The organism is Terriglobales bacterium, assembly GCA_035543055.1.
In the GTDB taxonomy this organism is placed as follows: domain Bacteria; phylum Acidobacteriota; class Terriglobia; order Terriglobales; family Acidobacteriaceae; genus JAIQFD01.
This window is the reverse complement of the sequence record DATKKJ010000083.1, coordinates 1-11,980: the sequence shown is the minus strand read 5'-3', so window position 1 is coordinate 11,980 and position 11,980 is coordinate 1. Positions and strand designations below refer to the sequence as shown.

Genomic DNA, 11,980 nt, shown 5'->3' with positions numbered 1-11,980 from the left:
GCGCCCAGCTTGCCCTCGGCGGCCAGGACGTCGAAGCCCTCGCGCACCTGAGCTTCGTCGTCGTCTGTGGGATCCAGGGTCTTGGCCGAGGTAGACTGGACCACGCCTCCGGGGGCGTGGGTGAACGACTTGTAGAGCTTGGCCGTGAAGCGGAAGCGCGGATTCACCGACCCGACTTTCTGGCACCACAGCTTGGCGTGCTCCGGGCGGATGGGGCCGTAGAAGGAGGTATTGATCTCGATCAGGTCGAAGTATTGCGCCAGGTATTCGGCGGGATGCTGGGCGCGCTTCAGTCCGACCGGATAGACGATCCCCTCCCAGTCCTTGTACGCCCAGCCGGCGGGACCGATGAGGACTTGGCCGTCCATGAAATCGAGGTTAGCACGGACGAGAATCTGCGGAGCCTCCGTCATTTGGATGCAGCGCGATTCTAGATTGGCCACTGATTCACACGGATATTCACGGATCTGATCCGGGCTGATCCGTGAAGAATCCGTGGCCCATCGTCACGCCGTCTTGTCGCTCCGGCGCGCCTTCACCTCGGCCAGCAGCTTGTCGATCTCGTCCTCGCGCTCCAGCTTCGACAGGCGGGCCTCGACGTCGTCGCCCAGCAGCTCGTGCTTGGCCTCGCTGATGGCCTCGTTGCGCGCCACCTTGGTCTTCATGCGGTCGAAGGCGGCGACGTTGGAGCCGTCTCCCATGGCCATCTGGGCGTCGGCGGCGCGGGTGGCGGCCCGGGCGCGGCGCTGCTTGGAGATCAGCAGTTGGCTCTTCGACTCCGCTTCCGCCATCTTCTGCTCCAGGCTGTTGAGCGCCGACTTCAGGCTCTCCACCTGGCCCCGCTGGTCGGCGATCTGCTCGGTGAAGCTCTCCGCCATTTGCAGGCAACTCTTGTGGCGTTCCAGGGCGGCGCGCGCCAGGTCGTCCTGCTTCTTGTCCACGGCCAGCTCGGCCTTGCGCATCCACTCCTTGGCCTTGTCCTCCTGCTCCTTCTGCCGCTTCTCCAGCAGGTGCAGGTCGGCGATGGAGATGGCCACCTGCGTCTTCACCTGGAGAAGCTGGTTCTGCATGTCGAGGATGACCTGCTTGATCATTTTCTCCGGGTCCTCGGCCTTGTCGATCAGGTCGTTGAGGTTTGCGCGAACCAGGGTTGAGACTCGCTCCAGTAATGCCATGATGACAACTCCTTCCTGAGACTCCTGGCGTGTTGTGTCAGCTCGCCAGCTTTTCGTTTTCGTGATTCCGGTCCTTGCTGCTTTCGGTGACCAGGTTGTTCATCGCCGCAGCCAGCACCAGGCCGACCACCGCTCCGGCGGCCAGCCACATCGCGATGGAGGCGCTGGTCAGGGCGAGGGCGGCGCCGGCGCCGATCACCAGGGCCGCCACCACGCTCGCGTTCTTGTGATTCCGTTTCATGTTTCTCTCTCCGCTGCCTCAGTCTCCGGCGCTCGGGCGGAATGCTCTCCGCGTGCCCACGATGATCCCGATGGCGACGATCACGATCAGCCCGCTGAAGAACCGCGGGATGGTCCCGGTCAGCAGGCCTGCTGCACCACAGAGCGCGACCGCCAGGCCGATCACGACGCCTGCGACTTGCCCGTTGGCTCTCATGCTCCGCTCCGATCTCGGCGCCGGCCGATCTCGTAGAAGATCACCAACCCCAGCACCATGCCGATGGGCAGCCATACCCCCACGCTTCCGGTGGCCGACCCCAGCGCTGCGCCGATGCCCGCGCCTACCGCGATCCCCACTCCCAACATCTGCTTGCTCTTGTTCGCCACAATCCCTCCTTCGCTGAGGCCGGGCGGAGACGCCCGGCCCTGCGCAACCACTACTTCCCTGCGCCTTTGGCCTGGGCCGGCTTGTCGTCGTCCGGCTTCGGGGCCTTCTCTCCGATTTGGCGCACTTTCCCCATCAGCTCGCCCAACTTCATGCCGCTCAGCGCCTCGAACAGCGCCGGCACCTGCGCCGCCATCTGAGTCACGTCGCCGGTGATCTTGTGCGCACCGGCGCTGGAACCGTTGCCGGTGGACACGATGGTGATCTTGTCCACCTTCGACAGCGGCTCCGACAACGCGCGCACCACATCCGGCAGGCCGGTGAGCAGCTTGTCCACCACCGCGGCCTGGTTGTACTCCTGGAAGGCCTCGGCCTTGACGTTCATGGCCCTGGCTTCGGCATCACCCTTCTTGAAGATGATGTCGGCCTCCGCCTCGCCCTGCTGGCGGATAGACGCCGCCCTGCCTTCCGCCTCGGTCGTGAGGCGCTGGCGCTCGGCTTCGGCCAGGGTCATGATGCGCTGCTTCTCGATCTCCGCCTGCTTGAGCACGGTGGCGATGAGCTCTTTCTCGCGGCGCAGGATCTCGGCCTCCTGCACCTTGACCTGCTGCTCCTTCTCGATCTGCTGCACCTTCACCTGCTCGGCGGTGAGCTGCTGCTGCATGACCTGGGTCTGGATCTCGTAAGACTTGTCGGCCTGCGCCTGCTGGCGTTTGGTGATCTCCAGGTACTGCGCCTTCTTGACCTCGAGGTCACGGGTGGCTTCCGCTTGCTTGGCCTGCGACAGCGTCTCCGCCAGCACCCGCTCCTGGTCGGCCTGGGCCCTGGCGACCGCGGCTTCCCGAGTGGCCACTGCGCGCTTGATGGCGGTGTCACGCTCGGCTTCGGCGGTGGCCACGTCGGCGTCGCGCTTGATGCGGGCCACGTCCGGCCGGCCCATGTTGGTGATGTATTCGTTCTTGTCCCGCACTTCCTTGATGGTGAACGACACCACCGCCAGGCCCATCTTGTTCATGTCGTCCGCGCAGGTGGCGCGCATGCGGTCGGCCACCATCTCCGGCTGCTTCACGATCTCTTCCACCGTGAGCTGCCCGATGATGCCGCGCAGGTGGCCTTCCATCACCAGCCGGATCAGGCCCTCGCGCTGCGGCGGGGTCTTGGTCAGGAACTGCTCCGCCGCGGTGCGGATGGAGAGCGGGTCCGACTTGATCTTGATCTGCGCCACCGCTTCCACGATCACCGCCACGCCCTGCTTGGTATAGAAGTCCTGCTGCGGCGCCACGTCGAACGACATCAGCTCCAGCGACAGGTCCTGCGCCTGCTCCACCAGCGGCCACACGATGGTGCCGCCGCCGCTGATGATCCGCGTCCGCCGGAAGCCGGTCACCACCAGCGCCCGGTTCGGGCCTACGATGCGGTACAACCGCGTCAATACGGTCATCAGGAAGATCACCGCCGCCACCGATAGCCCGGCGATCACCCATACACTCATTGCAACCTGCATAACGCCTCCTCAGTATCAGAACTCACTGCTGCGTGCTTCCCGTGCTCGTGACCCCGGCGTCGCGCGCCATCTCGTCCCAGCGGCGCACCGACGCAATCCCGTTGGCGTAGGCCGTGATGACGACCTCCGTCCCCTTCTCGATCGCCGTCCCGTCCTCGCTGCGCGCCCCGCCTACCTGGCGCGTTCCCTCCAGCGTGTAGACGATCTCCCCCGTTCCGCCTGCCCGGATCCCGCTGGTCACCTGCGCCAGCAGGCCGATGGGGTCGTAATCCGACTCCACCATGGTGTGGTCCACCCGCATCAGCACTTTGGCCAGGAACAGGAAGACCACCATGCTCCCGGTCACGCCCGACATCAGCGCCAGCCCTAGGGCCATCACCGCCCACACGTGCCACACCGTAGTCAGCAGGTAGCCGGCCCCGCCGAACCAGGCCAGGAAGGCCATCAGGCTGGAGAAGTTGAACGGCGAGATCCCGCCCCCCTCGGCGTGCGCTCCCACCGGAGCGTGCGCATGGGTGCTGAAATGGATGTGCGGCAGGTGCAGGTGCCCGTGCTCGAAGTGCGGCATGTGGACATGGAAATGGTGATGCCCCATCCCCGGCACATGCAGGTTCAGCGCCCCCGCCAGAAACGACAGCAGGCTGAGCGTGAATCCGACGATGAAGCAGATCAGATAGAAGTTCGCCCAGGTCATAACACTCACTCCCCTTTCGCCGCGGCCTTGAGTTCGGGGCGCAGCACGTCGAGCAAGCGCTCGGCCAGCCCGGGGTTCTCCAGGATCTCTTTCATCAGCAACAGGCAGCGCCGCGAATCGTGGTGCTTGGCGATCTCCAGCAGCGCCTGGCTGACCTCGGGATCGCGCCGGAAACGCTCCGCCCCGCTGACCAGCCACAGGTCGAGCGTGTCCTCCACGGTGCGCAGCTCGGAGATCAGCTCCGAGTGGTAGCCCTCCGGGTCCTCCACCAGGTAGCCCGGATGCACCTTGAAGAACTTCGCCAACAGCAGGCGCGTCTTATTGGTCAGGTGGGGACGCGCCCCGCTCTCGATCTGCGAGAGGTAGGACTGGCTGAGGCTGGCCTTGAGCTCCTTCTTGATGGCCCGGACCACTTCCTGCTGGGTCATCTCCCGGTCCAGGCCGCGCAGCGTGCCCTCCACCGCCCGCAGGTAACGGATTTTCTCGCCCAGCTTCATATTGCGATTTGCAATATTAATATTGCAATTTGCAATTTGTCAAGGAAAATAAGGCCCTTGTTTTCTCGGGATTAGGGCTTCCTGTGGAAATCGGCCGCCGCACAGCAAAGAAAAAGCCCCGCTCGAGCGGGGCTGCGAGAAACGCCTGCTGCCTATTTGGACTGGGTGGAGGTCTGGGTCTGGGTGTCGTGCTTCTGGTGGTAGATGTCGCGCGAGGCCCGGTTCTGCTCGCGCGTCAGCTTGGCCCTCTCCTGCGGCGTGACCGTGCCGTCCGACTTGGCGGCGACCTTGTCCTGCTGGATCTTCTTCTGCTCGCGCTCCAGGTGGCGGGTTTCGTGCTTGGTCAGCTCACCGCTCTGCACCCCCTGCTTCATGCGCTTCTGCTGGTTCTTCTGCCGCTGGTTGATGCGCGGCGTCTTGGTGCCGGCGGTGGTGGCGCTCTGCGCCCCGGCCGGAAGGCTGAGCGCGCCCATTACTGCCAGGCAAGCGACTGCACGTTTCCAATCCATAGCTGTCTCCCTGCTCCTCGGATATTCTGCCAGTTCTGGTATTCCGACTGGTTGAGAGTGTGAACCCGGTGGATCTCACGAATGTTGCGGTATTGGCGAAAACCAGACAACGTTACCAAGGTACTGCACCAAGGAGTCAGGAGTCGGGAGTCAGCGGAGGCCGGACGCTGCTGACTCCTGACTGCTGACTCCTACAACCCCGCTTCGATGCGGGACCTGGGATCCATCAGGTCCCGAAGCGCGTCACCGATAAAATTGAACGACAGCACCGCCAGCATCACCGCCCCGGCGGGAAACAGGACGAGGTGGGGAGCATCGAAGAGGTGGGAGCGGCCGTCGTTGAGCATGGAGCCCCAACTGGCGGTGGGCGGCGGCACGCCCAGGCCGAGGAAGCTCATGGTGGCTTCGGCCAGCACCGCGCCCGCCATGCCGATGGCCGCCTGCACGATCACCGGCTGGATGATGTTGGGCAGGATGTGGCGCACGATGATGCGCAGGTCGCCGGCGCCCAGGGCGCGCGCCGCCTCCACGAATTCCCGCTCCTTGACCGCCAGCACCTGGGCGCGCACCAGCCGGGCGTAGCCCACCCAGCCGCCGATGGAGAGCGCCAAGATCAGATTGAAGATGCCCGGCCCGAGGAAGGCCACGAAGGCGATGGCCAGCAGGATGCCGGGGAAGGAGAGGAAAGCGTTCATCACCACCACATTGACCAGGCGGTCCACGCGTCCTCCGTAATAACCGGCGATGGAGCCGACCACGAGCCCGATGCCCAGCGAGGCGGCCACCACGCAGGAGCCCACCAGCATGGAAATGCGGGCGCCGTAGATGACGCGGGAGAGGATGTCGCGGCCCAGCTCGTCGGTCCCGAACCAGTGGGCATGGGAGCTGCGCTGAAGGCGCGCGGGCAGGTCGATAGACGCCGGGTCCTGTGGCGCCAGCCAGGGAGCAAACAGGGCGCAGGCCACGAACACCAGGACGAGCACGACGCCGGCCGTGGCCAGCGGGTTGTGGCGCGCGGCGCGCTGCGCGCGGTGCCAGTTGTCCGCTGCCGCTTGCCAGCCGGTCGCGTCGCTCATTGGCGGATCCTCGGATTCACCACCGAATACAGCAGGTCGGTCAGGAAGTTCACCGCCACATAGGTCAATCCGATGGCCAGGATGCAGCCCTGCACCAGGTAGTAATCGCGGTTGGCGATGGCGGTGATGGTCAGGCGTCCGATCCCGGGCCAGGAGAATATGGTTTCGGTGACGATGGCGCCGGCCAGCAGGGCGCCGAACTGCAACCCGACGACGGTCAGCACCGGGACCATGGCATTGCGCAAGGCGTGGCGATAGACCACGCTGCGCTCCGGCAGGCCCTTGGCGCGGGCGGTGCGGACGTAGTCCTGGCCGAGTTCCTCGAGCATCGAGGTGCGCACCATGCGGGTGAGGATGGCGGCCAGCGCGGCTCCCATGGTGATCGCCGGCAGGACCAGGTGGAGCCAGGTGCCGGCGCCCGAGACCGGCAGCAGCCCCAGGTAGATGGCGAAGAACAGGATCAGCACCGGCCCCAGCGCGAAGTTGGGGAACGAAAGGCCGAGCAGGCTGACGAAGCTGAGCAAGCGGTCGCCCCAGCGATTGCGGTGGCGCGCCGAATGCACTCCCGCGGGGATGGACAGGACCAGCGCCACCAGCAGCGAGGCGATGGTCAGGCGCAGGGTGAAGGGATAGCGCTGGCGGATCAGCGTCGCGACATTCTGGTTGAAGCGGATGGACTGGCCAAGATTCCCGCTCAGCACGCCTTTCCAGTAATTCAGGTATTGCTTGCCGATGGGGACGTCGAGGCCGTAGGCGTGGCGGGCGGCGGCGATGTCGGCGCTGGCCGCGCCCTCGCCCAGCATCTGCTGGACGGGGTCGCCGGGCACCAGGTGGATCAGGAGGAAGACCACTGAGACCACCAGCCAGATCACCGGCAGGGTGTACAGCAGCCGGGTTAGCAGATAGCGGAGCATCCGTCGTCAGCTGGCCCGCTTGTCGGTGGCGGTAGTGGCCTGTGCCGGCTCGACCTTGACCGCGCCCACCCGGCGGCCTTCCATGCTGAGCACGGTGAAGCGGCGGCCCTGGTAATCGAAGTGCTCCCCACCCTGCGGGATCCTCTGCAATTGCGCCAGCACGAAGCCGCCCAGGGTCTCGAAGCCCTGGTCGCGGGGCAGCTCCAGGTCGTACTGCAGGTCGAGGTCGCGGATATTGGACGTGCCGTCCAGCACCACCGGCGCCTTGCCGATGCGGGCGGGCGCTTCGCGCTGGGCATCGAACTCGTCCTCCATCTCGCCCACGATCTGCTCCAGCACGTCCTCGACCGAGACCACGCCGGCGGTGGAGCCGAACTCGTCCACCACCACCGCCAGGTGGCGGCGATGTTTCTTGAAATCCACCAGCAGGTCGGAGATGGCCTTGGTCTCAGGCACCACCAGCACGTCGCGCATGATGTGGCGCAGGCGAGTGGAGCCGCGCAACACCGCCGGCAGGCCCCCCGCGTTCATGGACGCGTACATCAGCCGCATCAGGTCCTTGGAATAGAGGACGCCCACGATCTGCTCCGGACCCTGCTGCGGGTCGAAGACCGGGATGCGCGAATACTGCTGCTCGACCACGCGCGGCACCGCCTCCTCCACCGGCATCTCGGCCGACAAGGAGAAGATCTGCGGGCGCGGCACCATGATCTCGCGCACCGTGATGTTGCCCAGTTCGAGGGAGCGATGGACCATGTCTTCCTGGATCTCGGGCAGCATGCCCAGGCGGCGGCTGGCGGTGACCATCAGCTTCAGCTCTTCCGGCGAATGGACGTTCGCTTCCCGCAGCTGCTGCGCACCGAAGGCCAGCAGCACCAGCGAGGCGGACCTGCTGAGCAAGCGCAGGAAGGGGCGGCCGACGGTGACGAAGACGTCCATGGGCCCGGCGACGGCCAGAGCGACCCGGTCGGCGCGCTGCAAGGCGATGGTTTTGGGCACCACCTCGCCCAGGATCACCACCACGTAAGTGATCAGCGCAAAGCCGAAGACGATGCCGATGCCGTGCGCATAGATCTGGATATAGGGAACGCGGGAGAAGGCCCGCATCAGCAGGTCGGCGACCGTGGCCTCGCCGATCCAGCCCAGGCCGAGGCTGGCCAGGGTGACGCCCAGTTGCACTGCAGCCAGGAGCTCGTCGAGGTTCTGCTGCAGCTTCTGGACGGTGCGGGCGCCCAGGCGCTTCTCCTCGATAAGCTGCTGCAGGCGGGTATCGCGCAGGCTGACCAGGGCGAACTCGGCCGCGACAAAAAAGGCGTTCGCCGCCACGAGCAGGACCACCGCCGCCACCCGCAGCAGAACCAGGGTCACCATAAAGGGGAGATTGTACCGAAAGAGCTCTTCTCCATGTCATCCCGAGCGAAGCGAGCGTACGCGAGCGCAGTCGAGGGACCCCTACCTGACCCGGCTCTCGACAAAGTAGCCCGCGCGCCCTCGCGCGGGCCGGCATGACGGGCACACGGATGTGCCCCTTTTGATTCTTGGTCGCACGAAGTGGGCTAATTGTGTTGTACCCGGAAAGTCTGGCACCGCTCCAGAAAGTGCGCCCCCATCGGGCGTATCTGCTCACGTTTTCCCGCCCCCGGTGTCTAATGGGGCGGACTGAAAGAATCCCTCAGGAATCCGGGAACTTGTACCCCTAACAGGCCGTACCACAGGACAGGAGCAGGGTAGCCTGCTTGCAGGGAGGCGGCAGTGGCGAACGGAAACGGCAAGAACAAGCGGAAACGATTTTTTTTGACCCTCGGCTCGGTCGCCGCGCTCCTCGTGATCGTGTTGATTGTGGTCGGATTCACGCGGGGCGGGACCAAGATCGACCCCTCGAAGGTGGCCAAGGTCGAGAAGGGTGACCTGGCCAAGAGCGTGGTCGCTACCGGCAAGATCGAGCCCATCACCAAAGTGGAGATCAAATCGAAGGCCAGCGGCATCGTCAAGAAACTGTACGTGGAATATGGCGACCACGTGAAGGCCGGCCAGTTGCTGGCGGAGCTGGACAAGGAGCAGATCCAGGCGCAGGTGCGCGAGTCGGAAGCCGCGCTCGCCGCCGCCGAGGCTGACTACGAGCGCTCGAAGGTCGACGCCATGGGCGTCGACATCCCCACGCTCAAGCGCGCCTACGAACGGGCGCAGGGGATGGCCAAGGAAGGCGTGGTCTCCTCCTCGGCGCTCGACGACGCGCAACGCGCCTACGAGCTCGCCGTGAACAAGCAAGCGGTCGCCAAGGCGCAGCTCGCGGTCAACAGGGCCAAGGTCGAACAAGCGCGGGCGCAACTCGCTAACCAGCGGGAGAACCTGAGCTATACGACCATCGTGGCGCCCATCGACGGCATCATCCTGTCGCGCGACGTGGAGATGGGCGACGCGGTCAGCTCCATCCTGGTGCTGGGCTCCTCGGCCACCCTGGTGATGACCATGGGCGATACCCATGAGGTCTATGTCAAGGGCAAGGTGGACGAGAGTGACATCGGCAAGGTGTACCTGGGGCAGCCGGCCCGCATCAAGGTGGAGTCGTTCAAGGACAAGGTCTTCACCGGCAAGGTCACCAAGATCTCGCCCATGGGGGTGGAGAAGGACAACGTCACCACCTTCGAGGTGCGGGTCTCGATCGACAACCCGGGCGGCGAGCTGAAGGCGGCCATGACCGCCAACGCGGAGATCATCCTGGAAGAGCACAAGGGCGTGCTGATGATCCCGGAAGGCGCCATCATCTACGACAAGGACAAGAAAGCTTCCGTCGAAGTTCCGGCCAGCAACGGCAAGGACGGCAAGAAGAAGGTGGCCATCAACATCGGGATCTCGAACGGCGCCAAGACCGAGGTGGTCAGCGGCCTCAAGGAAGGCGAGCAGGTCGTGCTGCAGTAGCTTGAAGCCCGCAAACTCCTCCCTGCTTGCGGGTCGCGGAAGGCACGAGTGTCCTGGCTCGTGCCTTTCTTTCTTAGGAGGAAGAGCCATGAGACGTAGCGCGGTCATTGCCATCATCGTGGTTGTGATGCTTTCCCTGCCCGCGGCCGCCGCGGTGACCGGGAGCTTCGAGCGCACGTTGCAGGTCAGCGGGCCGGTGCAGCTGGAGGTGAAGACGGGTTCGGGCGACATCAGCATCCGCAAGGGTGAAGACAAGTCGGTGCGCGTCTATGGCCGGATCCGGGCCCACGAAGGCTTGTTCGGGGGCGATCCGCGCGAGAAGGTGCGGAAGCTGGAGAAGGACCCGCCCATCCAGCAGAGCGGCAACCTGATCCGCATCGGACACGTGAACGATCATGAGCTGTTCAACAATGTCTCCATCTCTTACGAGATCGTGGTGCCGGCGGAGACGCGGGTGACCGCCAACACCGGCTCGGGGAAGCTGGAGTTGGAGCGGGTGCAGGGTCCCGCCAAGCTGAACAGCGGTTCCGGCAACATCACTGTGACCGGCATCGACGACCGGGTGGAGGCCGAAGCCGGCTCCGGCTCGCTGGATCTGAGCATGATCAAGGGAGACGTTGTGGCCCACACCGGCAGCGGGCACATCAAGATCGAGCGGGTGGGAAGCGTGGATGCCCACACCGGCTCGGGCGGCATGGAGATCCTGGACATGAAAGGGCGGCTGCGCGCCGAGACGGGCAGCGGCGACGTGCACGTCGAAGGCACACCCACCGGTGATTGGAAGGTCCAGACGGGCTCCGGACGGGTCACCTTGCGGGTCGGCGGGAACGCGGGCTTCGACCTGCGGGCGCACACCGGCTCCGGGAACATCGACACCGATCTGCCGGTCACTGTCAGCGGGCGCCAGGACCGGCATGAATTGAACGGCAAGGTCCGGGGCGGAGGACCCCTGGTCGAGATGCGGACCGGCTCGGGGAATCTGCGGATCGAGTAGGTGAAGACCTCGCGGCCGGGGCGGCCGCGCTACAACGTTTGTTTGACCCTCCTTTTCATGTTATAAAAAGCGGTCTGTCTAGTTCCGGCCCTGTGGCGGAGCGGGTCCGGGACGACGGGGCGCGGCCAAACCTCAAATCTCACTCATCTTGAAGTGGAAGCGTGCTCCCGAGCGGTCGTTCCAAGGGAGCAGTATGTTTCAGACCCCCATATTCCTTGGGCGGGACCCCAATACTAGTCGGAGGGATTTATGCATTCCTTGCTGGCCACCCCCTGGTGGCAAGGGCTTTTGGAGGACCTACCGGCGCCGGCATCAGGAACCGTGCGCCGTTCCCTGAAGATGCTGCTGGCCGCGGCGGTCTTCGTGCTCACCCAGACGACGATGGCATTGGCCCAGCCCCATGAGGGTGGGGGCGAAGCTTCGCTGAAGCTGCCCGACCTCACCTCCGTCAGTTTCCTGAATGACGCGATCAACGGGCACAGCCTGCTGATGATCGGCCTGCTGTTCTGCGTGGCCGGCCTGGGGTTCGGCATGGTGATCTATTACCAGCTCAAGAACCTGCCGGTGCACCGCTCGATGCGCGAGATCTCGGAGCTGATCTACGAGACCTGTAAGACCTACCTGGTGACCCAGGGCAAGTTCATCCTGATCCTGTGGGCGTTCATCGCGGTGGTGATCGTGCTGTACTTCGGGGTGCTCTCGCCGGTGCCGGACAAGCCGCTGGCGGTCACGCTGCCGATCATCCTGCTGTTCAGCCTGGTGGGCATCGGGGGGAGCTACGGGGTGGCCTGGTTCGGCATCCGGGTGAACACCTTCGCCAACTCGCGGACGGCGTTCGCCGGGCTGCGGGGCAAGCCTTGGCCGATCTGCGCCATCCCGCTGAAGTCGGGCATGAGCGTGGGCATGATGCTGATCTCGGTCGAGCTGCTGATCATGCTCTTCATCCTGCTGTTCATCCCCGGCGATTACGCCGGGCCGTGCTTCATCGGCTTCGCCATCGGCGAGTCGCTGGGGGCGGCGGCGCTGCGCATCGCAGGCGGCATCTTCACCAAGATCGCCGACATCGGCTCCGACCTGATGAAGATCGTCTTCAA

15 protein-coding genes are annotated in these 11,980 nt (G+C 65.0%); 3 read left to right on the top strand and 12 right to left on the bottom strand.

Features of this window, described 5'->3' with window-relative positions:
* The 12 genes from VMS96_06670 to VMS96_06615 all read right to left on the bottom strand — a co-directional run.
* Positions 1-413 (bottom strand): DUF72 domain-containing protein (locus tag VMS96_06670; GenBank protein HVP43097.1); only part of this gene is annotated, 413 nt, incomplete at its 3' end.
* A 93-nt stretch (positions 414-506) separates the two neighbouring features.
* Positions 507-1,175: a PspA/IM30 family protein gene (locus tag VMS96_06665; GenBank protein ID HVP43096.1), complete on the bottom strand. Its 669-nt coding sequence runs from the start codon at positions 1,173-1,175 to the stop codon at positions 507-509.
* 37 nt (positions 1,176-1,212) lie between these two features.
* The gene (locus VMS96_06660; protein ID HVP43095.1) at positions 1,213-1,416 is read right to left on the bottom strand and encodes a hypothetical protein; all 204 of its coding nucleotides are present in this window, start codon (positions 1,414-1,416) and stop codon (positions 1,213-1,215) included.
* Positions 1,417-1,434: 18 nt separating this feature from the next.
* Positions 1,435-1,611: a hypothetical protein gene (locus VMS96_06655; protein ID HVP43094.1), complete on the bottom strand. Its 177-nt coding sequence runs from the start codon at positions 1,609-1,611 to the stop codon at positions 1,435-1,437.
* Positions 1,608-1,781 (bottom strand): hypothetical protein, encoded by a 174-nt coding sequence (locus VMS96_06650; GenBank protein ID HVP43093.1) that lies wholly within the window; start codon positions 1,779-1,781, stop codon positions 1,608-1,610. The genes VMS96_06655 and VMS96_06650 overlap by 4 nt, the downstream gene beginning before the upstream one ends.
* Positions 1,782-1,831: 50 nt before the next feature.
* Positions 1,832-3,283 carry an SPFH domain-containing protein gene (locus VMS96_06645; GenBank protein HVP43092.1) on the bottom strand — a complete coding sequence of 484 codons (1,452 nt, stop codon included), beginning with the start codon at positions 3,281-3,283 and terminating at the stop codon, positions 1,832-1,834.
* Positions 3,284-3,305: 22 nt separating this feature from the next.
* On the bottom strand, positions 3,306-3,977 hold the full coding sequence (locus VMS96_06640; GenBank protein ID HVP43091.1) for a hypothetical protein: 672 nt from the start codon (positions 3,975-3,977) through the stop codon (positions 3,306-3,308).
* Between the two features lie 5 nt (positions 3,978-3,982).
* Positions 3,983-4,474: a helix-turn-helix transcriptional regulator gene (locus VMS96_06635; GenBank protein HVP43090.1), complete on the bottom strand. Its 492-nt coding sequence runs from the start codon at positions 4,472-4,474 to the stop codon at positions 3,983-3,985.
* A gap of 152 nt (positions 4,475-4,626) precedes the next feature.
* Complete coding sequence (locus VMS96_06630; GenBank protein ID HVP43089.1) at positions 4,627-4,983, bottom strand: hypothetical protein; 357 nt, start codon at positions 4,981-4,983, stop codon at positions 4,627-4,629.
* Positions 4,984-5,174: 191 nt separating this feature from the next.
* Positions 5,175-6,059 carry an ABC transporter permease gene (locus VMS96_06625; GenBank protein ID HVP43088.1) on the bottom strand — a complete coding sequence of 295 codons (885 nt, stop codon included), beginning with the start codon at positions 6,057-6,059 and terminating at the stop codon, positions 5,175-5,177.
* On the bottom strand, positions 6,056-6,973 hold the full coding sequence (locus VMS96_06620; GenBank protein ID HVP43087.1) for an ABC transporter permease: 918 nt from the start codon (positions 6,971-6,973) through the stop codon (positions 6,056-6,058). The genes VMS96_06625 and VMS96_06620 overlap by 4 nt, the downstream gene beginning before the upstream one ends.
* Before the next feature lie 6 nt (positions 6,974-6,979).
* A complete protein-coding gene (locus VMS96_06615; protein HVP43086.1) occupies positions 6,980-8,344 on the bottom strand; it encodes a hemolysin family protein in 1,365 nt (454 codons plus the stop codon).
* A 381-nt stretch (positions 8,345-8,725) separates the two neighbouring features.
* Between VMS96_06615 and VMS96_06610 the strand changes: the two genes are divergently transcribed.
* The 3 genes from VMS96_06610 to VMS96_06600 form a co-directional block, all read left to right on the top strand.
* Positions 8,726-9,892: an efflux RND transporter periplasmic adaptor subunit gene (locus VMS96_06610; protein HVP43085.1), complete on the top strand. Its 1,167-nt coding sequence runs from the start codon at positions 8,726-8,728 to the stop codon at positions 9,890-9,892.
* Between the two features lie 88 nt (positions 9,893-9,980).
* Entirely contained in the window at positions 9,981-10,886 is a 906-nt protein-coding gene (locus VMS96_06605; protein HVP43084.1) for a DUF4097 family beta strand repeat-containing protein, read from the top strand.
* A gap of 249 nt (positions 10,887-11,135) precedes the next feature.
* Positions 11,136-11,980, top strand: an 845-nt coding sequence (locus VMS96_06600) for a sodium/proton-translocating pyrophosphatase (GenBank protein ID HVP43083.1), incomplete at its 3' end; no start/stop codon positions are given.

Bases quoted from the DNA above. Each gene is read 5' to 3' on its own strand.
- VMS96_06640 (HVP43091.1), bottom strand. From the start codon at position 3,977: ATGACCTGGGCGAACTTCTATCTGATCTGCTTCATCGTCGGATTCACG.
- VMS96_06615 (HVP43086.1), bottom strand. From the start codon at position 8,344: ATGGTGACCCTGGTTCTGCTGCGGGTGGCGGCGGTGGTCCTGCTCGTG.
- VMS96_06645 (HVP43092.1), bottom strand. From the start codon at position 3,283: ATGCAGGTTGCAATGAGTGTATGGGTGATCGCCGGGCTATCGGTGGCG.
- VMS96_06635 (HVP43090.1), bottom strand. From the start codon at position 4,474: ATGAAGCTGGGCGAGAAAATCCGTTACCTGCGGGCGGTGGAGGGCACG.
- VMS96_06655 (HVP43094.1), bottom strand. From the start codon at position 1,611: ATGAGAGCCAACGGGCAAGTCGCAGGCGTCGTGATCGGCCTGGCGGTC.
- VMS96_06605 (HVP43084.1), top strand. From the start codon at position 9,981: ATGAGACGTAGCGCGGTCATTGCCATCATCGTGGTTGTGATGCTTTCC.
- VMS96_06630 (HVP43089.1), bottom strand. From the start codon at position 4,983: ATGGATTGGAAACGTGCAGTCGCTTGCCTGGCAGTAATGGGCGCGCTC.
- VMS96_06660 (HVP43095.1), bottom strand. From the start codon at position 1,416: ATGAAACGGAATCACAAGAACGCGAGCGTGGTGGCGGCCCTGGTGATC.
- VMS96_06625 (HVP43088.1), bottom strand. From the start codon at position 6,059: ATGAGCGACGCGACCGGCTGGCAAGCGGCAGCGGACAACTGGCACCGC.
- VMS96_06620 (HVP43087.1), bottom strand. From the start codon at position 6,973: ATGCTCCGCTATCTGCTAACCCGGCTGCTGTACACCCTGCCGGTGATC.
- VMS96_06665 (HVP43096.1), bottom strand. From the start codon at position 1,175: ATGGCATTACTGGAGCGAGTCTCAACCCTGGTTCGCGCAAACCTCAAC.